Origin of the sequence: Paenibacillus praedii, from assembly GCF_049725345.1 — a bacterium.
Classification (GTDB): Bacteria; Bacillota; Bacilli; order Paenibacillales; family Paenibacillaceae; genus Pristimantibacillus.
Genome location: NZ_JBMWAM010000023.1, coordinates 46,823 through 72,409, shown reverse-complemented (window position 1 = coordinate 72,409; position 25,587 = coordinate 46,823). Strand labels below are relative to the sequence as shown.

The window sequence follows — 25,587 nt, the reverse complement described above, 5'->3', positions numbered from 1 at the left end:
GCAAAAAAAAGTTGGACGGAAAACATTACGTTTTTCCGCACAACTTTTTTTGTTTTAGAGACTTATTGGACAGCCCCAATTAAACGAAATCGCTTCTTAAAGTGTTTCTAGGGTTACGTTTTCCGGTAAGATTTGTTTAATCTGTTCACGTACAGTATCGTCACTTAGCTTTTCTCCAAATATGACGATCGTTCCGCTGTCCTCACGCGTCCGTATCAATCGGCCTATACCCTGCCTTAAACGGAGCAGCATATAAGGCATATCCACCTGCTCAAACGGTGAGCTCGCATCATCGCGTCTTGCCGAAAATAAGGGATCGTTCGGAGGGAACGGCAGCTCCCACATCAAAACCTGAGATAAGGATGGCCCTGGAATATCGAGCCCCTCCCATAACGTTACGGCACAAAGGACGCTTTCCTCGTCGTTTTGGAACTTTTCAATAAGAAAACTAATTTCACCGGAGCCTTCATATAAAAACCGGTAGTTCGCATACTCAGCCTGATTTTCGGCTTCAGCCTTGAACTGCTCCAAATGCTCCATTGATGGAAATAAGATTAACGTTCTGCCGCCAGCTTGCTTCAGCAGCTGATACGTTTTTTCTATTTTTTCATTTAACGTCATTAAATAACCAGCTTGAGGAGCTCGTACACTCATTTTCTCCTCATATTCATATGGGGATGGTACAGAGAAGGACAAAGAGCTGCCCAGTCCGAGGATATCCTTCATATAATCAAACGATCCGTTAACAGATAATGTCGCTGAGGAAAAAACAATTGGCATTTTTCGAGAAAACACCTGCTCCTTCAATACCTCTTTCACCCATTTCGGCATAATAACAAGCGATATCCCTTCCTTATCTTGCGTAACCCAGCTGATTGGCTTATCCTCCCGCTTAAATAACGAGAGGGCGAACTGAATCATTTCCAAATGCTCCTCGACAATTTTCAGCTGGTAGGTGTCGATCGTATACAGACCGCTTTCAAAGACGAGCTCTTCCTCTATGATCGAAAGCGTATCCTGCAGGCGATTAATTTCGCGAAGCAGCTCTGGGCTCCATTTGATTTCCTTGCGGTCTGAAGCCGGAACCTTCTTGCTGTCCCGATCGATCAGGTGAAATAGATATTCGCTCTGCGTGATTGCATCCTCAACAGCGACCGCCAAAGATTCGCGAATTTCTTCCTGCAGCAATCGTGTGATAATGCTCTCAAACACCTTATGATTCAGCTTATAGGTCAGTGCCTGCTGTGCGGCTGTCTCAAGCAAATGGCCTTCATCAAAAACGACCGAGCTATGGTCGGGCAGCAGCGGAAGCTGGCCTTCACGTTTCCGCGCCTCAAAGGTCCAGACATGCTCCATGTAAAAGTCATGCGAGCAAATAATAACATCCACAGCTTTACGGTAATGATCACGTGACAACGTTTGGCCGCAGCGATGTCTTTGCTCACATACTAAGCAGTCCTGAAAGACATCCCAACCGAGCTGATCCCACTGCTCATCGTTCAAGCTTGGATAGTCCTTCCTATTTCCATATGGATAGAAGCTTTGCATAGAATCCGGCTTCTGGACGAAGCTTGGAAGCTCGCGATAAATATTATCGAACAGCTCCGCATCATCAAAGCCAGCTCTTGCATCGTCAAGCTTATTCAAGCAAATATATTGATCTGCGGACTTGCCAAGTCTCGCATCGATCGTTAAATTCAAATGCCGCGCCAGCTTGGCAATATCTCCTTCGGGCTTAACAAGCTGCTCGATTAGAGACTCGTCCGCGCAAGCGATGATGGCCGGCTTTCTCGTATAGCGCGCATAACTAATAGCATACAGTAAATAAACAAGCGTTTTTCCCGTGCCAACCCCGGCTTCCGCGAAGATGGTCTGCTTTTCGGCAAATGCCCTTTCCAGTTGAAAGGCCATATATATTTGTTCATCCCTTATTTCAAAGCCAGCTTCAGGCAGCTTCTCATAGAATACGTCAGCAATCCAGTCACTTGCCTGTTGAATAAACGGCTCCTTCGGGTCAAACTCAAACGGATAATTGTTCACTATTGCTTTCCTCCATCAACTAGGCGTACTTTTTAATATAGCATCAAAGTTCATAATTAGTCAAAGAAAAGCTGAATAGCTCTAATCGCGAAAGCTTACGATCAACTACTGTCGTTATATTGACCATCTTTAATCAATAATCTATAATAATAGAAAAATACGGCGATGGAGTTCGCCATAACCGCGTTGACGCTAATGACTCCTACCAGACTTATTTGTGCTGGTAGGAGTTTTTATTTGTCCATATTGAAGGAGCAATATTCATGAACTTCCTGATCAAATTTTCAGCAAAGTGGCTATTTATTGCAAGCATCGTTGGAGTCATTGCCGGCTCAGCCTCCGCCCTCTTCCTCGTCAGCCTGGAGTGGGTAACAGCATCACGAATGGCTCACCCTTGGCTGCTCTGGCTCCTTCCTGCAGGAGGAGCAATCGTAAGCTACATTTATATGAAAGCAGGGAAAGAATCCGGCAAAGGGAACAATCTCATTATTGAGCAGATTCATTCCGGCAATGGCACTATTCCTCTTCGAATGGCACCGCTAGTGCTATTCGGAACGTTAACGACGCATTTATTTGGAGGTTCTGCCGGCCGAGAAGGCACGGCGGTTCAAATGGGCGGAAGCCTTGCCGAAGGCATTGGCAAAGCTTTGAAACTAAGCGCTCTCGATCGGAAAATCATTCTGATGTGCGGCATCAGCGCAGGCTTCGGCTCCGTATTCGGCACGCCGCTGGCAGGAACGCTGTTTGGTCTGGAGGTACTGGCCATCGGTATAATAAGCTATGAGGCTCTGCTGCCTTGCTTAATCGCCAGCTACGTCGGTCATCTCGTCACCTCTGCATGGGGAATTCAGCATATTCACTATCAAATGGGAGAAACTCCTCCATTAAGCGTATCTCTTTTTGCAAAAGTGATCGTCGCGGCCATTTTATTCGGGTTGGCTGCCAGGCTTTTTATTTGGCTTACGCGCAAGCTTAAAACGTTATTCAGCAATTGGTTCGCGCATCCGGTGCTCAGAAGCGCAATCGGCGGACTCATCATCATTATTCTCGTCTACGTTCTTGGGACAAGGGATTATTTAGGATTAGGCATCCCCTTAATGCAGCAGTCCTTTCAGGAAGCGGCATCACCATTAGCCTTTCTGCTAAAAACATTATTTACATCCATCACACTTGGATCAGGCTTTCAAGGCGGAGAAGTCACTCCCTTATTCGTCATCGGCGCTTCACTTGGGAGTGCACTCGCGGGATGGCTTGCGGTATCTGTACCGTTTTTAGCTGCCATCGGGTTCGTATCCGTCTTTAGTGGTGCAGCGAAAACGCCGCTTGCATGCTTCATCATGGGAATTGAGCTGTTCGGCGCCGAAGGAGCTGTCTATTTATTTATCGGCTGCGTCATAAGCTTTCTATTCTCGGGTCAAACCAGCATATACGAGGCACAAAAATCGAGCTAAAAAACGGCCTGCATCCATTCAAAGGATGCAGGCCGTTTGCTGTTTAGAAGTATACGATATAAATAATCGCCGCAAGCACAATACGATAAATCGCGAATGGGACGAGCTTGATTTTGTTGATGAGCTTCAAGAAGAAACGAATCGAAATAAGCGCAAATACAAAGGCGCTGATAAAGCCGACAATGAAAAATGGCAGTGTTTCAATCGTAAAGTACTCCCAGTTCTTCATCAATGACAAGGCACTTGCTCCAGTCATTATTGGCACAGCCATGATGAATGTAAAGTCTGCAGCAGCTCGGTGACTTAAGCCTAGCAGCACCCCGCCCGAGATCGTCGAGCCGGAACGGGAAAAGCCCGGCCACAAGGATAAGCACTGAATCAAGCCTATAGTCAGCGCCTGCTTGTACGTTATTTGGTCGACCGACTCCACCTTGGGCTGCTTCGGTCTTAATTTGTCTGCGATAATCATGAATATTGCGCCAATGACTAGGCCTATGAGTACGGTTTCGATACGGAACAAGTGTTCATCAATATAGTCGTTGAACAGCAGACCGAATACTCCGGCAGGAACAAGACCGACAATCACATGACTAAGCTTTAGTTTGCTTTGACGTTCAACAGGAGCATTTCCTGCTTCCTTCTTCTCGAAGCGAAGACCAAGCATCTCAATGAAACGATTCCTGAATAAAATGACAACCGCCAAGATCGAGCCCAGCTGAATGACGATTTTGAATGTATTCGCCACAGGCTCGGTCAAAAACTCCTTCGATTGAAGCCACATATCATCAACAATGACCATATGTCCCGTAGACGATATAGGCGCAAACTCCGTCAAACCTTCCACAATTCCCAAAATAATCGCTTTTACAATTGTAAAAAAATCCATCTGAACTCATTCCCCTAACTATAAATTAATCATTCTACTCCTTTTATTGACACACACATGTCCCAAATCAACCGAAACGCTGGCGGTATCCGCACTTCCGGCAAAGCTCTTCTACTGCTTGTCTTTGGGAGAATCCCTCATAAAGCTTGGTCGAACGTTCATTCTCGATAATGTCCGAGAAATTCGCCTCATGGATATTGCCAAGATTGATGACCCCCTCCCCATCCAAGCAGCACGGAATAACCGTACCGTCGATCAGCACGCCCGCCTGATTGCGAAGCGCATGACAGAAGCCTCTTCCATCATCCTCGGGCTCGTTCAAATCCGGCCATTTGAATTCGGGATCTTGATTTAAATAGATGCGTTCTGCAATCTTAACGCCAGTTCCCGGGATGAATTTCTCTTCAATTTTGTAATCAAGCTGAAAGGCTTCCTCGATCATGCCCAGCAGCTCACGGTTTTTATTTTTTTGCTGGTTCGTTTCGTTGTCCATATCCAGGTTCCATAGGCGAAACGAGATGATTAGATTACTGCTGGCAACCGCTTCGTTAACAAAAGACAATATATCTGCCAAGTAGGCTGCTTTGTCCTTCGAGCCCGGATGACCGTCAAAGCTGTGCAGCGAGAAATTGATTTGCCGAAGTGCAGGCTTGTTTAAAAGCTTTTCTTTATTTTTCGTGATTAGCGTCCCGTTCGAGGTAATGTTGACTTTAAACCCCTTCTCATGGCTAATGTCGAGCAGCTCATCGATTTTCGGATGAAGCAGCGGCTCTCCCTTGACATGAAAGTAAATGTAGTCGGTGTGCGGTTTTATTTGATCGAGCGTTTTCGTAAAATCCTCTACACTAATAAAACCTTTCGCCCGCTGTGTCGGAGGACAGAAGGTGCACGAAAGGTTGCATATGCTGGTCGTTTCGATATAAAATTTCTTGAACTTTTTCATCTGCGTGTTACTCCGTTTCTTATATGAGCAATCTATATCCTTCTATCACTTCTTCCAGACACGATTCACCTATTATACTACGGCAAGCTGAGAACATACAAAAGGAATAAACGGCAGCTGCCGCTTATTCCCGTTTCTCATCACGAAGTGGCTGAATGCCGACTGGAATAGCATCTGGATCAACCGTTATAAAACAACACTGGAAGGACCCTTCATAGCGAAAAATAAGACCTAATACCGGATTTCGTACATCGACTGTAACTTTGTAGCAAGCTTCAGCGTCATCATACCACTCATTCACTTCAGCACAGCCTGTAAATAATCGTGGAAATCGAAATTGAAGTTGCTTTTCATAGAAACGCTGCTCTCCTGATCGAATGCAAATGCCGCCATTCGACGCCGCGGAAATGTTTAAATCTACGGCCAAGTGCTGTTTATTGCCTAAATAGTCGACAATAAGACCCCGCTCTCCGCTGTAGATCATCGTAGCGTCAAAATGTCTAACCCTGCGCATAAATTTAAACTTGCGGATCCAAGTCACCGTCTCACGTCCATAGCGATCTACATATGCGAAATTTTCGATTGAAAATGGAATATCATGGCCTCCCTGCGGGAACATAATATGCCGGAAGGCTCCGATATACAACGGGATCGCTACCAGCTTATTATACCAAATGCGTTTCATGACACCATGCCCGATTGAAGCCGACCGGTCGCGGCTGCTAAAGCCAAAGCGCTGTTGAATTCGGGTATGCAGCTTCTTGAAATCTTCGCCCAGCACTTGCTCGTAGATGGATTTCATTTCGAATTCCTCCTCATGACCAGATCAGTTCCCGGGGTCTTCCGCTTGCACCGTCTCGCATTTGGCAAAAATCTTCTCGTCCAATAGGACGCCATACATAAGCCGATCATTGGCACCGAGAGGGTAAGCGGATGAAAGGGCGAGTTCAGAAGCTCCGGACGACAAATGATTCCGACTATAGCAAGCAGCGTTAGCAAAACAATTTGCATGCCAGCGCTTCGTCTGCTTCGATGCCAATACGCAGTCAGCAGGCCGAAGACGATTTCACCTACGCCAAGTAACTGAACCATGATCCGCTCCATTCCGTCAAACCAGCCAATTTGCCTCATCATATCCAGTTCACCCGTTTCTGGAAATAGCAGCTTAGGTACAAGTCCCTCATAACACCATAGCAGCAAAAGAATAAATACGCTGACATAATGGATAAGCGCCCTTTCCGCAATGATGGAAGGCGGTATTCGCTCCTCCAGCCAAATCCGCAAGCGGTCAAAGCTCCAAGCGGTCGCATAACCGAACAGCGGACGAAATAAGAAGCGGTCAAACAATCGGCCTGCCAACCCAAATTGCGTCTGATAATCATATTTCGTAATAAAAGTTACAGCATTCCCATTTCGCTTGTATTGCCAATAACCGCTGCCCTTTCGGATGAAGGAGATGGGCTGCTTAGAGGCAAAGGATAATGTAGAAAGCCTCTCATCGGTTAAATTTCGGGTTGTGCTGCTTGTCTCGCCAGTACCTGCAATGTGAAGTCCGAAGCCAATTCTCGTTTGATATAAAAATTTCTGTTTATCTTTTTCATTGGTTCTTGGCAAATAGTTGATTTTAGAAAATCGAAGATCCCACTGCTCGTGAAGCTCCGGTTTTTGCGTATGCGCCCATAGCTCATCAAGCGATACGTTCATATCAAGCTCGACATAAATCGGTTTAATTCGCATCCTGATCGAGCTCCCTGCCATTTGTATGAAGTCTGTTATCGAGAAAGCGCGACTGAAGCTCAGACGCTGGCAATAAACAACGATCGGATTGCCCGAACCATCGATAGCGATGACGAGCAATCCAATCATAAATGATATTTCTCCACGCCGCCGGGACAAAGATAAACATATACAAGAGCGGCCATAGTCCATTCAGCTTACGGAATACGCGAAGCGCTGCTTCCGATTTCGTAAAATATTGTCCATCCTTCACCATAACGAACGTATTGCTGTCATCAAGCGGCAATTGTCCCTCTAGCAGCAGCTTCTGCCCTGCTCTGGATTGCAGTGCTGCGAAATGAAAGCTATTCCTTTTATCTCGATTGGCAACGAAGCGGGTAATTCCGCTGCACAGCAGACAGTGACCGTCAATAAGCAGCACAGCAGGCTGCTCTTTGTTTTTCTCCAAACTCTCCATAGCGCCACCCCTTCCTCTCGCCTTATTTTAAGTCGCTGCGCGCCTTCCCGGCAGTTCTAACTTTCATAGAACAACAACCAAAGGGGTACTACGTATCGTAGTACCCCTTTGCTTTCCTATCATCAGCTAGTCCGTATTTCCCCTATTTTCCCGCTCGAAAAGACCTTTTCGCTTCACCTTTTCGATCGCTTCCTTGCTGCTGCGGACGCCAAATTTCTTCAATATTTTATTGACCTGATTTTTAAGCGTGCTTTCTGCCTTAAACAGCTTTTGCTCAATTTGCGATTGTGTGTAGCCCGCTTCAATTAATTCGAATACTTCACGCTCAGCGCCCGTCAATTGCTTCAGCTGCTCCTCCCGCTTCAATCGGGCCAGCTCCTTCAGCAGCGCCTCCATCGGCGCGGGATGGTGGTAGGCGCTGCGTATCGTTTGAGGCAGCTCTTGAAACCGAGTTTTTTCCAGGTAATGGAGTGCGCCGGCCGTAAAAGAATGCGTCATTGATTGTTCATCATTTAATGACGTTAACATGATGATTTTCGCAGGCGTCTGCTCATGAATTTGCATCGCGGTATGGATACCGTCGTGTCTGCTGCCGTCCAGCTGAATATCCATCAAGACGATATCAAAGGCAATCGTCTTCGCCATGCTGAGCGCATCATCTGAGTTCGAGGCTGTCCCTACCACTAATAGATCCTCTTCCCGGTTCAAAAAAGAAGTAAGCGCTTTGATCCAATCTGGATCGTCCTCGACGATAAACACTTTGATATGACTCAAATTGAATCCCTCCACCGTCCATCTTTATCGCACTTTTTTGCGAGGCCAATAAAAAGATACACATGTACCTGAGCCTTCTGAGCTGAGAAGCTCAATTTTGCCGCCACTCTTCAGCATGACATTATAGACATAGGATAGTCCAAGCCCAAAGTTATGACCTGTCTTCCCGCTGCTGTAGAAGGGGTCGAACACTTTTTTCAATTGCTCGGCCGCTATCCCTGCTCCGTTATCCTCGATGGACAGCCTAATCATACGTTTGTAGGACGCAATACGAATTTCAATGGCGCCCCCGTCCGGCATCGCTTCAATCGCATTTCTTAACACATTGCCGATCGCTTCGCTAATATGAATCGGATCGCATAGAACAACGGGACGCACATGATAGATTGTCTTAACCGATACATTAAGCTTTTCTGTTAACCCCTCATGCTGTAGAATACACCGATCAACGAGCTGATCAAGCCTGATCGACTCCTCCTTTAGTACAATATCCTTCATCTGGCTGTGCAATCTTGTCACCATCGCCAGCATATGCTCCGACGCGTTTGTAATAATTTTCATATGCTGCAGCGCCTGCTCATTCTTATCCGGCAAAAAGCTTTTTAAATTTTCTGTGCTTATCGCTATTTTACCAATCTCGTTTTTGATGGAATGGTTGAGCAGCGTTGTCCCCAAGCTGACCGCCTTCATCGCGCTTTCTAGCGGATCATGCTCGAAGCGCAATCTGACACCCAGCACGCCATAAACAAACGTACATAGCAGTGCAATCACAAGCGAATAGATAATAAAGAACGAAATGTAATTAAAAAATTCAAAATCCGGCGAAACTACCTTCGCTATATAGATGAAGATTAGAACCGCCAGCAAAGTAGGCACAATGATAATCGTTGTGATAAATCGGCTTCGTTTCAGCCTCAAATCCTGCTCTCTCCAGAAGGAGACGACTAGTAAATAGCAGGATATCAAATAATAAGGCGCACTCCACAGAAGGAGCAACTTGAAAAACAATAGCCTGTCTGAGGAAAGAAAAGCTTCCGCAGCCATCCCCAATACCGGAAGCAGCAGCCATAGCTTGAGATTTCGCCTTGCTTTTCTATCCGCAACTGCCCCGGTGTACACGATACTAAATAGTAGAACGGCATAGGGAGTTAACGTGTAATTAAAAAACTGCAGAACCGCTGCTGCTCCCGATAAGCCTCCAGCTGCAAGATGCTCTGTTAGACCTCCAATTGACGCGCTGCACAAGAAGCAGGCCGCCCACCGATTGGACTCGCTACGCCGATTGTTTAAGAAGACGATCACGGCAGCAGTAAATAATGCGATAAAATAAAAAAGCATAGGTAAATACCATCCTGTCATCCATTGGTATATCTATCCTATCACATTCTGCCCCAACTACGCCTGACGTTTCCATAAAATGTGCTTCCTTAGGACTTCTGCTATTCAAATAAAGCTAATCGAGCAGCATGGAGAGAATGACAAAATCCCAATCCAGCGCATACGTCTGAATTGGGATTTATCTTGTTAAAACTCTGATTTCGGTTTACGCGGCTGCCGCTTGGGCTTGTTCTGAACAGCAGGCAGATGACGCATGCTTCTCAGCATCGGACCCTTGCAGATCGGACATGACTGCTCGGATGCTGCTGCGAATTCGTCCCTAACCCACACTTTGCAGTCCGGATTTTTGCATTTAAAAATTTTGGTTGGAATTAGTTTCGGTTTTTCGTCTTCTGTTGTTGCCACGCTTCTGTATTCCCCTCTTCATTTCATTGCTTATGTCGTTAATCATTTATGTCGTTAAGTAAACAGGGATTACACAAACAGGTTTCGATACGGTTACGCTATTTCCGCTATTGTTCAGCTTCCCGTTTTCTTGATTCACATTAAAAATAACGATATTGTTCGTATCGCGATTCGCTGCCAATAAATAACGTCCACTTGGCGTTAGCGCGAAGTGACGCGGATGGCCTCCCTGAACCGAAATATGCTGAACAATGCTGAGCAGTCCAGATTGCTCTTCCACCGCGAATACTACGATGCTATCATGACCGCGATTAGAACCGTATACATATTTGCCGTCAGCCGATATCGCAATTTCCGCACATCCGTTATCACCGTTGAAATCCGCTGGCAGCGTGCTCACCGTTTCTTTGATCGCTAGCAGTCCGGTTTCGGCATCATAGTCAAATGCAGTAATCGTCGAATCTAATTCATTAATCGCATAGACAAATTTCCCGTTTGGATGAAACGTCAAATGACGAGGTCCAGCACCTGAGTGGAGCGCAATCTCCCCATGTCGCATGAGCTTATTATTCGCTTTGTCAATGGAGTACGTTACTATACGATCAAGCCCTAGATCCGATATGAGCAGGAAGCGCTCGTCAGGGCTGAAAAACGAGGAATGCGGATGTGGACGATCACGATGCTCGCTGCTCTTCACATGCTGCTGAATATCGAGTACTTTTCCTATCTTCCCATCTTCCAATAGGCTTAGCAGTCCAATCATCCCGCCATGATAGCTGGTAACCGTCAAATAACGGCTGTTTGCGTCTCGCTGAATATGGCAGGTTGTCGAATCTACAGTTAACTCACGTTGGATAAGACTGATCGTTCCTTTAGCTGAATCGATTGCAAATACCGCTGCCTCACCGACTTTATGACCTTCTGAATTCACAGTTTCTCCAATGGAATACAAAATGCCCCGATCTGCATCCACATTAAGAAAGGTTGGATTTTTTAATCCAGCATACTCATCTGTCAACGATAATATGCCCTTATCCTCATCAAATGCATACACATAAACGCCGCTGTCTTCGGGCTCCGCATAAGAGCCTGCGAAAACGAGAAGACGCTGCTGATCTACTGTCACAACAAATTCCCCCTAAACATTTACGCTTAACGCTGCTAGGTAACAAGTCTAAAGCTTAACCTAAAAGCTCACGCCGTGTTCTATTATAAAGGGTTCAAACGCCTGAGACAAATAATGATGTACGCTATGAGAAATCTTCAATGCGTTCCATCATTAATGTTAATTCTTATTTCGTTAGGATACGGCTCCATTTGCTGCCCGTCCAGACGACCTCTTGTCCTGGAAGGATGTCTGCTTCAACCTTTTCAAAAGGTACGGCAATATTTTTTCCATTGACGAAAATGATGGCAGCCTGCTCCTCCAAACGGATGATCTTACCGGTCCGTTGAACTTGACAGCTGCTTTTTAAAAAAGGCAAATGATCCATGAGCAGGCCACCCTTTCCAGTCAGCTTACACCTTCCGCGTGTTCGGCGCGCAAACGCCGTCTGCGCACAACGCATCCACATCTCCGTCGCTCACTTGAATGAACGAAGGGTACTTCTCTTCCCACGCTTTATTAAGCGTATCTAGAAACACCTCAGGGGATTGCGCGCCGGAAACCGCATATTTGCGATCAATGACGTAGAACGGAACACCGCGAATGCCAAGACGGCTTCCCTCTTCCTCTTCCCTGCGCACCGCATCCGCATATTGATTTGAAGCCAGAACCTCAGCCACTGCAGAAGCGTCTAGGCCTACTTCAGCACTTAATTCTACGAGGCGAGTCCGGTTGCCGACATTTACACTATCTGTAAAGTATGCTTTGAAAAATCTTTCAGACAGCTCCTTGTCTTTGCCCTGCTCGGCAGCAAAATGAACGACGCGGTGCGCATCGAATGTATTCGTGGACACTGTATTATCGAAGTTGAATGTAATACCGACCGCTGCGGCTTGCTCAGCAACATTTGCCGTGTTCGCCTTAGCCTGCTCGACGCTCATACCGTATTTTGAGGCCAGCATGCTGTAGGTGCTGACGTTAGAATTGGCATCTGCACCCGGATCAAGCTCAAAACTCCGAAATACGGTTTCAATCTGATCCTTATGCGCGAATTTTTCCAGCGCGAGCTCAAACTTTCTTTTTCCTATATAGCAAAACGGACAAACGTAATCCGACCAAATTTCCACCTTCATGTAAGGCACCTCCGCGTATTGTTTATTAAGTAAGTTCTCGTTTATTATTGTAACATGTTTGGTTACAGTTTGGAAACGATCCTTCTCTGCATATTGCCATAAAAAAAAGCGACACTTAACGGAAGTGATCTTCACTTCACATTAAGAGTCGCAATCTTTTATATTGCAAATACGTGGCGTCCGATTTTGCCTGTTTGCTGACGAGTCCAAATCCAGGCCGAAGTTGCCGTATCCGGGTTGAAGTAATAGATCGCACCGTTTGTAGGATCATAGCCTCTAACTGCATCCATTGCTGCCTTGTAGGCTGTGGCATTAGGCTTTAACTGATATTGACCGTCATCGACAGCCGTAAATGCACGCGGCTCTTCAATGACGCCTCTCACTGTATCTGGAAAGCTGGGAGATGCCAATCGGTTCATGACGACCGCTCCTACCGCAACTTGTCCCTTATAAGATTCCCCGCGCGCCTCAGCATGTATAATTCTAGCCAGCAGATCAAGCTCCGCTTTATTCACGGAAAATTTTTTGAGCGCTGTCCAGGTTTGTTTGCCGGCAATACCGTCAACCGTTAATCCGTATTCCTTCTGAAATTTTCTCAAGGAATCTAGTGTTGCTTGTCCAAAATAAGTTGTAACATCTGTATCGAAATAGCCCATCGTCTTCAAGCGGTACTGCAAATCAGGCACATCAGAGCCCTGGCTGCCCAATTTGAGCGTAGCTGGCGGAGCCGCTTGAACGGCTTGCATCGGTAGACCAAATGCTAGAACGATGGCAAGAATAAACCCAATACTATAGACTGAAGATTTTATTTTCATCTGGTCTATCGTTCCTCCTTTTCGTTTGCTCACCCACAAAAGTTCGCAAATCAGACTGGTATGGTACCTGGTCGACTGGTTTGTACGAGTTTAGCATAGTCAGAACAGAGATGTAACCGAAAACCTAAAATTACATATATTTACTAATTCAATTATAACAATAACATTGTCCAGCTTATCCGAAATTGTTACAATAAACATGCTTGCATTTAAAATTACAATCTAATAAGTTTACATAATTATATTTATGTTCTATTAACTTCATAAAATAATATGACATCTTCATGGAGGGATCAACCATTAATATTTTAAAAGAGAAGGATCGTCTAGAGCTGGACAAGAAGCTGCCTACTATGCCTTGGTATATTGAGAAATTCATAAATTATAAGCTGCCGGATTTATCCCCTTCCTCCTTAGTTGAATATATGAGAGATTACGAAACCTTTCTGAGATGGCTGATGGCGGAGGGCTTATCTGTTGCCTCTGTGATAAAGGATGTGACTCTGCTTGAACTCGAGCGGCTTCATATGGACAGTATTGACGGCTTTCGGATGTACTTGTCAACGTACAAGGAAGAGAAAAACAGTAAAACAACCATTTCCCGCAAACTCTCCTCTCTCCGCTCATTGTTCCATTATTTAAGCCAAATTGCCGAGGATGAGGAGTTTTATCCGCTTCTGAAGCGAAATGTTATGGCAAAGGTGACGATTAAGCGTACGCATAAACCAAAGGATACAGCGGCAAAGCTCGAGGGAAAGCTGCTCCAGGAAGAGGAAATTTCTGAATTTATGGCTTATGTGAAGCAGCATTATGGAACGGACGTCGTTAAAAATAAACAGGCGCTCTATTCCTATGAATTAAATATGATTCGTGATGCATGCATCATCAGCTTCATTTTGCATTCCGGATTGCGAGTGTCGGAGCTGGTTAATTTGAATGTCGATGATATTGATATAAAAAAGAAACTGTCCTATGTATATCGCAAAGGCAAAAATGATGATACGTTTAAAACTCCCGTCTATTTCCGCCAGGAGGCGGTAGAGGATTTGCAAGCCTATTTAACACTGAGAGACACCCGCTACAAGGCTTCGAAACGTGAAAAAGCCTTATTTCTCGCGATCGCGAACGGTAAAAATGAAGGGTCGCGCATGACCAAAAGAGCCATTCAAGAAATGGTCATTAAATACGCGAAGCGTTTCGGCAAACCTTACCTATCCGTTCATAAATTGAGGCATTCCTTCGCCACAGACTATTATTTACGCAATGACATCTATAAAACACAAGAGCAGCTAGGACATGCATCACCGGAAACGACACAAATCTATGCTCACTTGACGGACAAAACTATGGCGCAAGCCATCGATAATACCAAAAAAGAGGACGAAACCCGCTAGCGTAAATTAATACGCTTCGGACTCGCCCTCTATTTTTTCAACTTTACGTAACCGCTTAGCCTGTTTGCATGATAACCGATTCCTGCATCGACAGCTGTGTCAGCACAAGGTTCGCATAAATGCCGCCCTGCTTCATCAGCATGTCGTGCGAGCCTTGCTCAGCGATCCGCCCATCCTGCACGACCAGAATCAGATCAGCATCCTTAATGGTCGATAAGCGGTGAGCGATAATAAATGCCGTCCGACCAGCGAGAAGCGTCTGTAGCGCTTCCTGTATGTGCTGCTCTGTCTCGGTATCGACACTTGAGGTCGCCTCGTCTAGGATTAGAATGCTTGGATCCGATAGCAGCACCCTCCCGAACGCCAGCAGCTGCCGCTGCCCGACAGACAGCTTGGAGCCGCGCTCCTCCAACTCAGTCTGGTAGCCATTAGCCAGCTGGGCAACAACACGGTCAAGTCTGACACTTTCCCCCGCTTTGCGCAGCTGCTCGTCGGTTGCCTCTTCATTGCCGTACCGCATATTCTGCTCTACCGTACCGGCAAAAATAAACGAATCCTGAAGCACGATACCCATTTGCTTCCGGAGGGACTCCAGCGTGACATCCTTTACATCTACCCCGTCAATCCTTACGGTACCATCGGTGGCATCATAAAAGCGCATGAGCAAATTCACGATCGTGCTTTTGCCAGCGCCTGTTGGTCCTACAAGCGCAACGCGCTGCCCGGCCTTTACTTGAAAGGAAACATTATGAAGGACATCAGGTTTGCTGACCTCATAACGGAACGATACGTTATGGAAGGATACATCTCCACGAATGGACGGCAGCACCTTAGCACGGTTGTTGTTTTTCACTTCAGGATCCGTATCGAGAATTTCAAAAATCCGCTCTGCTGAAGCCATTGCTGACAGAAGTTGGCTGTATACCTTCGATAGAGCGCTGAGCGGTCCCCAGAATCGCCATAAGTAGTTAATGAACGCCATAATGAAGCCCAACGTAAGCGCATCATCCATTACCCGCATAGCGCCGAACCAGATCACGATACACGTTCCGATCATCCCAATCATCTCTACCAACGGATACACGGTAGACTCCAGCGTGATGGCTCTCATAAAGGCTTTCTTATTCCGCGTATTGATGCCTTCAAATTTTTCGTTGTTTATTCGCTGCCGCGAGAATGCTTGAATCACGCGAATCCCTTGAATCGTTTCATTCAAATTTCCGTTAATTGCCGACATCGTAGCACGCGAACGCGACCATGAGCTTTCAATTTTCGGACGAATTCTCGCAATGATAATATACAGCAGCGGCAGCATAATAAATGAAAGCAGAGCCAGCTGCCAATCCATCCAGAATAAAATGATGACGATCCCCAGCAAGTGGGTTACTTCCATCACCATCGTAATCAATCCGCCGTTGATCAACTCACCGATGGCGTTCGTATCATTTGTAATCCGCGACATGATCTTTCCAGCCGGCCGACCATCGAAGAAGCGAAACGATAAGGTCTGTAAGTGATTAAATAATTGCTGGCGCAAATCAAACAATATGCGCTGGCCGGTAAAGTTGATCCATCTCGTATGCATCCAGCTGAACAGCCAGCTGATTAGTCTAATGCCAAGCAGCGCGAAGCCGAGCACATGAATGAGCGCCATGTCCTTATCCATTATTCCTTTATCGATAATGTAAGCCAAAATAATAGGCTCGGACAAACTGAGCAGCATATTGATCAGAACGATGACGACAACTCCGATCATTAATTTGCGATATGGAATCAGGTAGCGGAGCATTCGCCGCATATAATTCGAATTAAACGGCTTCTCATCCACCTCATCGTCCATATCCCATTCGACCTGACTCATTTGTTTCCCCCTTCCTAATGGTTTGCGATTTGCTTCTGTCTTTCGAACAATTGACGGAAGAAGCCGCCCCTTTCGTTCAATTCCTTATGCGTTCCCTGCTCAGTTAATCGTCCATCCTCAAGTACAATGATGCGGTCCGCGTGTTGGATGGAAGAAAGCCGCTGCGCAATAATAAAGGTGGTCCGTCCCTTCATAACTTCCAGCAGTGCTTCATGAATGGCTGACTCTGTCGCCGTATCCACACTTGCGGTCGCTTCATCGAGCACCAGAATTGGAGGATCCATCAAAATCGCTCTCGCCAGCGCCACGCGTTGCCGTTGTCCGCCGGACAAACCGACGCCGCGCTCCCCTATCCGCGTATCATAGCCATCAGGCATGCTTCCTATAAAAGAATGGATTTGTGATTTGCGCGCTGCAAGCTCGATTTGCTCCTGCGTCGCATCTGGGTAGCCGTATGCGATATTTTCCCGTATCGATGCAGAAAATAAGAAGGTTTCCTGCGGGACGATCCCTATGCTGCGGCGCAAGCCATCCAGCTCATAATCACGCACATCCACGCCGTCAATCAATACACGACCGCCGGATACATCGTAGAACCGTGACAGCAATCCAATGAGACTGCTCTTTCCTGAGCCCGTAGCGCCAAGCACGCCGATAACTTCACCCTGCTTCACTTGGAAAGAAACTTGATCTAATATCGGCTTATCCTTCTCAGCATCCTGATCCGCGAAATGAAAGGTTACACGATCGAACACGACATTGCCCCGCATGCCGTCAGCATTCGTTCCATCCTCCCGGGAGACGATGTCACTCGGCGTATCCAGCACCTCAAAGACGCGCGGTGCAGCCTTCACCGCCTGCTGCAAAATATTAATTTGCCAGCCAAGCATATTCAGCGGCCAAATAATTCCCCACGTGTACCACTGGAACGCCATGAACGTTCCGAGTGACATTTCATCACGGGCGACAAAGATGGCTCCGATCCAGATCATGAGCACGAACGTTAGCCCGCCGTAGAAGCCCATCAGCGGAAAGGCCTTCGCCTCAAGCTTGGCGCGCTCCATATTCGTCTCAAAGTTTTGCTCATTCCGCTCCGCGAATTTTTGCTGCTCCACGTTCTCGGTTGCAAACGACTTTACAACTCGAATACCCGAAATGTTTTCCTGCAATGTCGTTGTCAAACGCCCCATCTGCTCGCGAATGTTTGACCAAGCAGGGCCAACCTTTTGATTAAACCGCCATAATACGAACAAAATGAAAGGAATCGTTATCAGGCTTATCAATGTAACCTTCCACTGCATCGTCATCATGAAAATGATCGTCCCAAGAAACGTTAGCATCCCGGTAATCAGATTCATCGCCCCAAATCCGATGAAATTTTTCACGGCATCAATATCGCCTGTCATCCTGGACATCAATTGCCCTGTTTGCGCACGATCATAATAGGAAAAGGACAGCCGCTGCAGATGCGCGTACAGCTCCTTCCTCAGCTGAAATACTACATTTTGACCGACGAGCTCCTGCGAATAGCCTTGCACAAACATTCCTGCGCTCTTCAACGCTTGAATGCCGGCCAAGGACAGCGTCAGCCATAGCACGATGCCCATATTCCGCTTGGCGATGCCTTCATCGAAAATTTCACGTAAAATCCACGGTGCGACCAAGTCAAAAATCGTCGCCAAAATCATAATAACAATCGCAATAACTACCCATTTCGTGCTGGGCCTGACATAAACCAATAATCGTAAAAGCGTTTTCACATGACAACTCCTTTCCCCTTTGGAAACAAAAAAAGATCTCAAGCCGCAGAAGGCTTGAGATCCTCGTATAAATGGGCAGCAATGCAGCTATAAAGCTGAATCGCAACCCCTACAAGAAGGCAGGCCAGTCGGTTTATTGGATGAAACATATTGAAAATAATGCTGGACATTTCCGCCGCCGACATTCATTCCAATCTGATTGATCCACATCCGAGAGCCCCCCTTTTTCATTCCGATTCGCAATCTTTTCCTAACCCTACCAAATCTTAACACCTGATCCGGCGATTGCGCAAGAGGCTTTAGCAAAAAAATTAAAACCGGTCGAATTCGTTGTTTTGATCCAAATCGCTTGTAGAAATGCCTTCCTCCACCGCAAACTCAAAATCCTCGATATCATATACTTGAACCGGCACCTCAGCCTCGATCAGCTTATCCTGAAACTCAAACTGATCAGATAACAGCGGTACGCCCAGCTTCAGCCCGGTTAGCAGCAGCTCGGTTTCTATCGGATCGAACATTTCTCCGTAATGCGCGTTATCGATGGCATGCACGACTGTAAATTGTATCTTTTCATTGAGTAGCAACGGCGAGCTTTCTCTCCATGGCACCTGCATCGCCTTCGTAATTTTTTTGCGATTAAGCGAATCCTCAAAAAACGCAATGAGTTCGTTTATTTTCGTTTTGACATGCCCATCATCATCTGGATCGTCCATAACGGGATCAGCACCATCTCTCATTTCATACAATTCTGCTATGGATGAATAAGGTACGACATAATCAATGGGACGGCTAGGTACGAGAAGATGTCCATACGTTGCCACCATTACTGCTTCAATTACAAAACGCCGACGCATGTGATCTCCTCCTAAATAAAATATTCTGACGAATAAGATAAGCATGGCTATAAAAATGATTCCACATTATTATACAATATTACTTGGCCTGTACAAGAGAGACAAAAAACCAAATTTGCACTTGCTTCCCGTCAAGCAGTAAAATGAGCATTAGACTATATTACATAAAATCCATTGTTTTAGTCATATTCTCAGGAGGGATCTACCTATGCAAAACGAAGAAGCTATCATCATCGGAGCAGGTCCTTGCGGGATAGCTGCAGCGATTGAGCTGCAGCGAATCGGCCTTCATCCGCTCGTTATAGAGAAACGGAATATTGTTCACTCCATATCGCAATACCCGACCTACATGCACTTTTTCAGCTCACCCGAGATGCTGGAAATCGGCGGCATACCCTTCACTACCGCAAATGAGAAGCCGTCTCGACTCGAAGCGCTCAATTATTACCGGATGGCAGCTCAGCGGCATCAGGTTCGAATTCAGCCCTACACAGGGATTACAAGCATTCAGAAGGAGAATGAAAGTTTTCTTCTGCAGGGTGAAGACCGTTTCGGTCAAAGCTGCTCCTTCAGCAGCCGATATGTTATTATTGCAACAGGCTATTTCGACCATCCAAATGAGCTTGGCATTCCGGGTGAGCAGCTTGATAAGGTAAGCCATTTTTTCCGCGAATCACATCCCTACGTGGGCATGAAGGTAGCCATCATTGGCGGCAGCAATTCCGCGATCGATGCAGCGCTTGAGCTGGAGCGTGTCGGCGCGCAGGTTACCGTCGTTTATCGCGGTGACCAATATTCCTCAAGCATTAAGCCATGGGTGAAGCCGACCTTTGAAAGCAGAGTCGCCAAAGGCTCTATCAATATGCTCTTCGGCACCACCGTTACCGCTATCGGCAATAATGAAATTACTGTGCGCGGACCAGAGGGCGAAAGCCAAATTGCAAATGATTTTGTACTCGCATTAACCGGCTTTCATCCCGACAGAAATTTCCTAACCTTAACCGGAGTGACGATGGAATCCGAGGGCTACCCCACTTTCAATGAAGACTCGATGGAAACCAACGTTTCAGGCATCTACCTTGCAGGGGTTGTCGCTTCCAGGCACGAAGCAAATGAGATTTTCATTGAATCCGGCCGGTATCACGGTCGTAAAATCGCTGAGCATATCCAACAGAAAAAAGACATATCGGCTCATTAAGCCGGTATGTCTTTTTTTTCATTGCTGAATCGTTTTCCAGCAAGCAGAATCAATGGGTCTACTTATTTTCTTTATATAGCTCAGCTTTGAAAGCAGCTACCTGCTCATCCTTGATCATTTTCTCCCCATAACGAACCTGCTCATAAGCTTTGATAAAATGCTGCAGCCCGTCACGCTGCCCTTCGTCTCGCCACTCCTTTAATCGCTCTGCCGTTTCCTGAGGCGTTAAATGAGCCTGGTAGACTGAAGCATTCATTCGATCCGAATGAACCAGCCAAGCGTAAAGAAATCTTATTTTTTCCGCATTCGTATTCAGATCATGCCAGTCCTGACCCCGCTTCTTTGGCAGCAGGTTTTGCAGCCGCCCGCCCATTTGCTTCCTCAAGCTGCTTAATGACATTAAATTTTCTTCTTCATCCGTAAAGTCGGCTTCATTCTTGCGGTTTTCAGCTCCGCGCTCCATAAGCTTGGCTGCGATTCGCTTAACTAACATATTAAGCTTCCGCAGTAAAATAAACAGTAAGATAGCCGCACCAAAGATGATAAAACTGATTCCAACATATTTTAATATTTGCTCAAGCAGCAAGACCCAATCCGCCGGCGGCTTTACTTCCTCCCCGCCAATCATTTCCGGCAGAGGCTGAGCAATAGGCAACTCCTCGTTTGGCTGTTCCTTCTGCGGTCGATTAAGCCAGCTCATCAGCTTCTCCATCAAGCTGCGCAGGAAGCTTTCAACCGCTTGATGGATTTGTTTGAACAATGCCAATATCACAATACTGGAGACGATAATGAGCATCAGAAATCGATTCTGTCTCTTGTAGGCCAATGTCGCGGGCGTCTTGGCGGAATAAATCGTTTCATGACTGACATGTCTCTCATTCGCAAAGAAAAATAATAGAATCATTGATGTTATCCCGCAAATGATTAAAACACCATTATAGTCAACGAGCTTCTTGAATAAAAAAAGCTTCAGAGGCTGTGCTGCTACATAGGTCATTACGCCGATGAGCAATAAAGAGTTGGGGAAGGACTCCGCCCAGCCCCGCTGGATTGAAGACATGCCTCTTGAGGCCGTAATCCCGCCTATGAATGCGAACACCAGGAAAGCGATAGCCTGCAGCTCTGCTCCCCATAGGTTTATGCATAGATACGCATGAACAGCTCCAATCGCTGCTGCTACAAAAAAGGTTACGATACGACGCAGCTTTGGCAGCCTCTTAACCGTTTCAGATGCTAGCCAATAGCAGAGCGGGAGTGTTGCTATCCACCACCAAATCACAGAGACTGGAAGCAGATAGACGGCAGCAATAAGCAGCACAGGCAAATAAAAAAACAGCTCGATTGTGCCTTGTCCTAGCGCAGCCAAAGGATGGCTCTGCTTCATCGAAGGTCTCACGCGCTCACCTCTTCCCTGCTCATGGCTTTCTCCGCAGCAGCGCTGCTCTCCGCAAACGCTTGTTTCGTAAGTGTCCAGACCGCTACCGCGTTACCGTTGTACTGAAGTCTCTCCGCATGCTGATCAAGCGTATCATTCCAATAGGATGAGATAATCAGGACATCTCTTTCTCTAAAGCCGCTTAGCGCCTCACGCTCCAGCAAATGGTGAAACAGCTCCGTTCGTTTAATTTGCAGCTTGGCCATCCATTCATACAGCTCCAATAAATGCTCATGACCGCCGAGCGGCTCGACATGAACACTATCTATTGAACCAATTAGCGGCATGTTCGCTGCGAAGCCAACATCCATCCCCTGTTCGATTACGGCTTCAGCCGCACCGGCAGCCCACTCTATCCCTCGCTCAATCAGCGCTTCATCGTTAACCGAGCGCCACATACCCTCCGCGTCATCCACATTCAAATAAATCATAAGCCGGCGGTTCGCCGTATAATCATGCTGATGCACTTGGAGACGACCTGTCTTTGCCGTTGCTTTCCAATTGACCTGCTTAAACGTATCTCCAGCCTGATAATTTCGCACACCTGCAATGACAAATGGATCGCTTATAATCCAGCGCTGAACCGACTGATCTCCCTGCCAGCTATGATAAGGCAGCTCATGAACAGGTACCTGTGCTGGCTTCGGATAGACGAGAAGCTGACCGCTGAGCGGAATGGACGTCGAAACATTTGTAAAACCAAGCAGATCTCCGCCTGTTACCGTAACAGTCTGCAGCTGATACCAGCCTCGCTTTGTACACGTTATGCGATGCGTTCGCGTTATTTTCGTATAGGGCTTCAAGGTGAAGAAGCTTTTATGATTTTGATAAAGCTGACCGCTGCTTACAGAAAAATTGTCTTGCCGTTGAAAATGCAAATGTGTGGATAATAGCGATTCGACGCGAAGCCATGGCACCGGCAGCCATTTTGCATTGGAAATTTGCTCGATTAGCTCCACCTGTTCGCCCCGGTAGCACGACTTGGTCTGAAAGTGCCGCTTGTACTTGATGTGCCGGAGCACGAAGCTTTGAAACAATCGGTTCTGCACATACAAAATACCGATGGCAGCGATGATAAACCAAAACAATATCATCTTATTGCCGCCTATCGGATCGACAGGCCGGCTTCAGCAGGGACGGCCGTCTGTCGAATAATATCCTCGATAATCGCATCTGCATTGCCTGCTGTTCGATGCATCCCGCGAATGGCTAATCGGTGCGAGAGAACAGGCTTCGCCATAGCCTTCACATCATCAGGCGTTACGAAGTCGCGGCCTCGCAATATCGCATGAACCTGAGCAGCGCGCAGCAGCGCTTGACTGCCGCGAGGGCTGACGCCAACGGAAACCTCGTCGCGCTTTCTCGTCTGCTCCACAATTTGCAGTAAATAATGCAGAACATCGTCCGTCACTTTTACACCGGTATAGGCTTGCTGCGCTTGCAGAATCGCACTAGTATCCGCAATGGGCGCTAGCGACGCCAGAGGATCATTGTCTTTGAAGCGCTTCAGAAGCTGCAAGCCCTCCTCGGTTGTCGGATAGCCCATTTTAATTTTAACAAGAAATCGATCGAGCTGAGCCTCAGGGAGCGGGAATGTGCCTTGATGCTCCACAGGGTTTTGAGTTGCAATAACCATAAATGGACGCTCCAATTGCATGGTTTCTCCGTCTATACTAATTTGCCGCTCCTCCATGCACTCTAGCAAGCTGGATTGCGTTCGCGGCGTAGCTCGGTTAATTTCATCGGCAAGCAGCAGATTGGTGAACAACGGTCCCGCGCGAAATTCAAATTCACTGACTTTCTGATTATAGAAATGGATGCCGCTCAAATCGGATGGCAGCAGATCTGGTGTAAATTGAATGCGCTTGAAGGATAGCTTAAGCGATCTGGCAAGCGATTTGGCAAGCAGCGTCTTCCCTGTTCCAGGAACATCCTCAAGCAATACGTGACCGGAAGTAATGAGTCCGATGAATAGCAGCTCGACTACCTCTTCTTTGCCTATGATAACTCGTCCGATATTGGCTTTAATCTGTTCTGCCAGCTGTGTTACAGCTTGAAATGACATGTAGAGCAGCTCCTTTAACTAGATCGAATAACCGTTGCGATCACGCTGCAGCTTCTGCAGCTCGCGCCAGCGGATTATGCGAATGCCTTCCTCCGCAAGCGTCTTCTTCACTTCAGCATCACGGAACAGCTCGAGCTCCATACCTCGCTTCTCCGGCTGTCTATGAAAGGCACGAAGCTCATCCGTTACGAGCGAAGGGTGAATAATCAGCTCTGTAACGCCAGGGCGAAGCCCCTTTAATAATTGCTGCATGTCCGCCATTAAGGAAGCGAACGTTTCTCCCGCCTGCAGCTGGAAAGGAAGGCCAACCAAATAATCAAGAATCACGACACCCTTCGAATCCGCAAGCTGAGCAAGCTGCTTCGCCTGATCTGCCATCTCCGGCGGCGCAATTTGCCCACTGTCCTGGAGCAGGTAGCGAGGTAAACGAAACGGCAAGCCATAGGAAGCGCATACATCAAGCACGATAGGCAAAAAGTGACGTCCTGTTTCCAAACCATATAAGCTGCCCATATGATTATCGGCATGCGACGGCTTCATCCCCATGGCAAGCGCCATCTCGACTTGTGCAATGAGCTCCGCCTTCACCTGCTCGGGATCAGCCTGCTGCTCGAATGTCTTGCAGTCCTTCGGGAAATAACCCTCACTAGTCACTAGCGAAGAAGTGCTACCCTTGCGATGAACAGGCCCCCAGCGGTAAGCATCCCATTCGCTCGTTAACGTAAAATGAACCCCTACATCCACCTGCGGATGCCGGGCGCTCCATTGCGCCGCTTCTCTGGCCCAGCCGCAAGGCAGCATTAATGTTGCAGAGCTTACCGTTTTCTCCAGCAGCAGCTGCTGAATGCCTTCATTCACCGAATGGCATACGCCGAAGTCATCGGCATTAATAAGCAGCAGCTTCTCATCATCCTTATACCCTAGCGCTTTAGCCAAGCTCATAGCTACCTATCCTCCCAATGCTCATTTATCCATTTGCAGCCAAATGCGGATTGATCGATGATACCGCACAGCACATCGTCGCGGTCCAAGCCATCCCGATAACGCAAAGCAAAATGCAGCGCTACGTCAAGCAGCCTCAGCTTCATCAAAACCGGCAGCTTGCCGAGCTCTATTTCCGACAATTGGAACGCTTCGCTATACCCATTGAGCAGAAGCTTCAGCTTGTCAGGAAATTCGGGATCACTCGCTTTAATTAAATCCGCCGCAATAACGGCAAGCTCCATCGCCCGCACATCCACTGTAGTAAACTCAAAATCCAGCACGCCGACTATCTCGTCACCCTGCGAAACCGTGTTATTAAATACGAGGTCGCCATGAATCCATTGCTTTGGCAGCTGAGCGATGATCTCGCACTCGGGTTTCAATTTGTCCCGTTCCGATTGAAGCAGAATAAAGCTGTCGCGCCTTGCTGCAAGCCCCTCGCATTGCTCAGGCAAAGCAAGGAACGCCATTTCCTCCATAGCCGAATAAGTATCTTCCAAGGAATAATAGGGACTATATAAAGGTGTACGGTCAGGCTTGATTTCGCTTAATGCTCTCGTAAGCAGCCCTGACGTCTTCCCAAGCGCAAAAACATGCTGATTATTCGCAGCTGTCGTACGTTCACCGTCTATATAATAAAATAATGCCGCTAATGTTCCGTCGGCCGCGCTGCATACGGTATCGTCATGCTTATTGCGAACTGGAACAGGAACGCGAAAAGGAGGACTTTTACTACTCAGCTCTGATAGCACCTCGTGCTCGAGCCTCACGATATCCGCGTCCTTGTGATTGTTATATACCCTCAGCACAAATCGGTCGGCTCCTGCGGTAATCATACGCGTCGTATTATTCATCCCGCTCTCACGATGCTCGATCTGATAAGGGGCTTGAAACGCATACTCATCCAAAAACACGGAAAAATTGATGGTGCCTATCAAAAAAATACAAGCCT

At 47.0% G+C, this 25,587-nt stretch carries 24 protein-coding genes and 1 riboswitch; of the genes, 3 read left to right on the top strand and 21 right to left on the bottom strand.

The window, feature by feature from the left end; translation table 11 throughout:
- Nucleotides 1-96: 96 nt before the first annotated feature.
- Nucleotides 97-2,040: an ATP-dependent DNA helicase gene (locus ACO9K6_RS17995; protein WP_424768934.1), complete on the bottom strand. Its 1,944-nt coding sequence runs from the start codon at nucleotides 2,038-2,040 to the stop codon at nucleotides 97-99.
- 152 nt (nucleotides 2,041-2,192) lie between these two features.
- Nucleotides 2,193-2,252, top strand: a riboswitch (Fluoride riboswitch).
- Between the two features lie 51 nt (nucleotides 2,253-2,303).
- On the opposite strand from ACO9K6_RS17995, the gene ACO9K6_RS17990 reads away from it, so the two are divergent.
- On the top strand, nucleotides 2,304-3,491 hold the full coding sequence (locus ACO9K6_RS17990) for a voltage-gated chloride channel family protein (RefSeq protein WP_424768933.1): 1,188 nt from the start codon (nucleotides 2,304-2,306) through the stop codon (nucleotides 3,489-3,491).
- A gap of 43 nt (nucleotides 3,492-3,534) precedes the next feature.
- Here ACO9K6_RS17990 and ACO9K6_RS17985 read toward each other — a convergent pair whose 3' ends face one another.
- The 12 genes from ACO9K6_RS17985 to sleB all read right to left on the bottom strand — a co-directional run bounded on the left by ACO9K6_RS17985 (nucleotide 3,535) and on the right by sleB (nucleotide 13,084).
- Complete coding sequence (locus ACO9K6_RS17985; RefSeq protein WP_424768932.1) at nucleotides 3,535-4,377, bottom strand: undecaprenyl-diphosphate phosphatase; 843 nt, start codon at nucleotides 4,375-4,377, stop codon at nucleotides 3,535-3,537.
- Nucleotides 4,378-4,444: 67 nt separating this feature from the next.
- Nucleotides 4,445-5,320 (bottom strand): radical SAM/SPASM domain-containing protein, encoded by an 876-nt coding sequence (locus ACO9K6_RS17980; protein ID WP_424768931.1) that lies wholly within the window; start codon nucleotides 5,318-5,320, stop codon nucleotides 4,445-4,447.
- 124 nt (nucleotides 5,321-5,444) lie between these two features.
- Nucleotides 5,445-6,122, bottom strand: a complete 678-nt coding sequence (locus ACO9K6_RS17975) for a DUF4166 domain-containing protein (RefSeq protein ID WP_424768930.1) — start codon at nucleotides 6,120-6,122, stop codon at nucleotides 5,445-5,447.
- Nucleotides 6,119-7,057: a DoxX-like family protein gene (locus tag ACO9K6_RS17970; protein ID WP_424768929.1), complete on the bottom strand. Its 939-nt coding sequence runs from the start codon at nucleotides 7,055-7,057 to the stop codon at nucleotides 6,119-6,121. Before ACO9K6_RS17970 ends, ACO9K6_RS17975 begins: the two co-directional genes overlap by 4 nt.
- A complete protein-coding gene (locus tag ACO9K6_RS17965; protein ID WP_424768928.1) occupies nucleotides 7,047-7,514 on the bottom strand; it encodes a thiol-disulfide oxidoreductase DCC family protein in 468 nt (155 codons plus the stop codon). The genes ACO9K6_RS17970 and ACO9K6_RS17965 overlap by 11 nt, the downstream gene beginning before the upstream one ends.
- Nucleotides 7,515-7,640: 126 nt before the next feature.
- The gene (locus ACO9K6_RS17960) at nucleotides 7,641-8,288 is read right to left on the bottom strand and encodes a response regulator (protein WP_424768927.1); all 648 of its coding nucleotides are present in this window, start codon (nucleotides 8,286-8,288) and stop codon (nucleotides 7,641-7,643) included.
- A gap of 24 nt (nucleotides 8,289-8,312) precedes the next feature.
- On the bottom strand, nucleotides 8,313-9,626 hold the full coding sequence (locus tag ACO9K6_RS17955) for a sensor histidine kinase (RefSeq protein WP_424768926.1): 1,314 nt from the start codon (nucleotides 9,624-9,626) through the stop codon (nucleotides 8,313-8,315).
- A gap of 186 nt (nucleotides 9,627-9,812) precedes the next feature.
- Nucleotides 9,813-10,031, bottom strand: coding sequence for a cold-inducible protein YdjO-related protein (locus tag ACO9K6_RS17950; RefSeq protein WP_424768925.1), 219 nt, complete (start codon nucleotides 10,029-10,031; stop codon nucleotides 9,813-9,815).
- A 46-nt stretch (nucleotides 10,032-10,077) separates the two neighbouring features.
- Nucleotides 10,078-11,157, bottom strand: a complete 1,080-nt coding sequence (locus ACO9K6_RS17945; RefSeq protein ID WP_424768924.1) for a lactonase family protein — start codon at nucleotides 11,155-11,157, stop codon at nucleotides 10,078-10,080.
- A gap of 166 nt (nucleotides 11,158-11,323) precedes the next feature.
- Nucleotides 11,324-11,524, bottom strand: a complete 201-nt coding sequence (locus tag ACO9K6_RS17940) for a hypothetical protein (protein ID WP_424768923.1) — start codon at nucleotides 11,522-11,524, stop codon at nucleotides 11,324-11,326.
- A gap of 25 nt (nucleotides 11,525-11,549) precedes the next feature.
- Nucleotides 11,550-12,269: a DsbA family oxidoreductase gene (locus ACO9K6_RS17935; protein WP_424768922.1), complete on the bottom strand. Its 720-nt coding sequence runs from the start codon at nucleotides 12,267-12,269 to the stop codon at nucleotides 11,550-11,552.
- Between the two features lie 158 nt (nucleotides 12,270-12,427).
- Nucleotides 12,428-13,084: a spore cortex-lytic enzyme gene (sleB, locus tag ACO9K6_RS17930; protein WP_424768921.1), complete on the bottom strand. Its 657-nt coding sequence runs from the start codon at nucleotides 13,082-13,084 to the stop codon at nucleotides 12,428-12,430.
- Between the two features lie 299 nt (nucleotides 13,085-13,383).
- Here sleB and xerS point away from each other — a divergent pair, with 299 nt between their 5' ends.
- A complete protein-coding gene (gene xerS, locus ACO9K6_RS17925; protein ID WP_424768936.1) occupies nucleotides 13,384-14,478 on the top strand; it encodes a tyrosine recombinase XerS in 1,095 nt (364 codons plus the stop codon).
- 55 nt (nucleotides 14,479-14,533) lie between these two features.
- Here the strand turns inward: xerS and ACO9K6_RS17920 are convergent, their stop codons facing one another.
- From ACO9K6_RS17920 to ACO9K6_RS17910, 3 genes are all read right to left on the bottom strand, one after another.
- Nucleotides 14,534-16,339 (bottom strand): ABC transporter ATP-binding protein, encoded by a 1,806-nt coding sequence (locus ACO9K6_RS17920; protein WP_424768920.1) that lies wholly within the window; start codon nucleotides 16,337-16,339, stop codon nucleotides 14,534-14,536.
- A 14-nt stretch (nucleotides 16,340-16,353) separates the two neighbouring features.
- Nucleotides 16,354-18,099 (bottom strand): ABC transporter ATP-binding protein, encoded by a 1,746-nt coding sequence (locus ACO9K6_RS17915; RefSeq protein ID WP_424768919.1) that lies wholly within the window; start codon nucleotides 18,097-18,099, stop codon nucleotides 16,354-16,356.
- A 311-nt stretch (nucleotides 18,100-18,410) separates the two neighbouring features.
- Nucleotides 18,411-18,953, bottom strand: coding sequence for an ADP-heptose synthase (locus ACO9K6_RS17910; protein WP_424768918.1), 543 nt, complete (start codon nucleotides 18,951-18,953; stop codon nucleotides 18,411-18,413).
- 208 nt (nucleotides 18,954-19,161) lie between these two features.
- On the opposite strand from ACO9K6_RS17910, the gene ACO9K6_RS17905 reads away from it, so the two are divergent.
- The gene (locus ACO9K6_RS17905; RefSeq protein ID WP_424768917.1) at nucleotides 19,162-20,151 is read left to right on the top strand and encodes a YpdA family putative bacillithiol disulfide reductase; all 990 of its coding nucleotides are present in this window, start codon (nucleotides 19,162-19,164) and stop codon (nucleotides 20,149-20,151) included.
- A 58-nt stretch (nucleotides 20,152-20,209) separates the two neighbouring features.
- On the opposite strand, the gene ACO9K6_RS17900 is transcribed toward ACO9K6_RS17905, so the two are convergent.
- From ACO9K6_RS17900 to ACO9K6_RS17880, 5 genes are read right to left on the bottom strand one after another with little or no spacing between them, the layout of a single operon-like run.
- Nucleotides 20,210-21,547 carry a DUF4129 domain-containing protein gene (locus ACO9K6_RS17900; protein ID WP_424768916.1) on the bottom strand — a complete coding sequence of 446 codons (1,338 nt, stop codon included), beginning with the start codon at nucleotides 21,545-21,547 and terminating at the stop codon, nucleotides 20,210-20,212.
- Complete coding sequence (locus ACO9K6_RS17895; RefSeq protein ID WP_424768915.1) at nucleotides 21,544-22,680, bottom strand: DUF58 domain-containing protein; 1,137 nt, start codon at nucleotides 22,678-22,680, stop codon at nucleotides 21,544-21,546. Before ACO9K6_RS17895 ends, ACO9K6_RS17900 begins: the two co-directional genes overlap by 4 nt.
- A gap of 11 nt (nucleotides 22,681-22,691) precedes the next feature.
- Nucleotides 22,692-23,651 (bottom strand): AAA family ATPase, encoded by a 960-nt coding sequence (locus tag ACO9K6_RS17890; RefSeq protein WP_424768914.1) that lies wholly within the window; start codon nucleotides 23,649-23,651, stop codon nucleotides 22,692-22,694.
- 18 nt (nucleotides 23,652-23,669) lie between these two features.
- Entirely contained in the window at nucleotides 23,670-24,593 is a 924-nt protein-coding gene (locus ACO9K6_RS17885; RefSeq protein ID WP_424768913.1) for a polysaccharide deacetylase family protein, read from the bottom strand.
- Between the two features lie 2 nt (nucleotides 24,594-24,595).
- Nucleotides 24,596-25,573 (bottom strand): phosphotransferase, encoded by a 978-nt coding sequence (locus ACO9K6_RS17880; RefSeq protein ID WP_424768912.1) that lies wholly within the window; start codon nucleotides 25,571-25,573, stop codon nucleotides 24,596-24,598.
- Nucleotides 25,574-25,587: the final 14 nt, after the last annotated feature.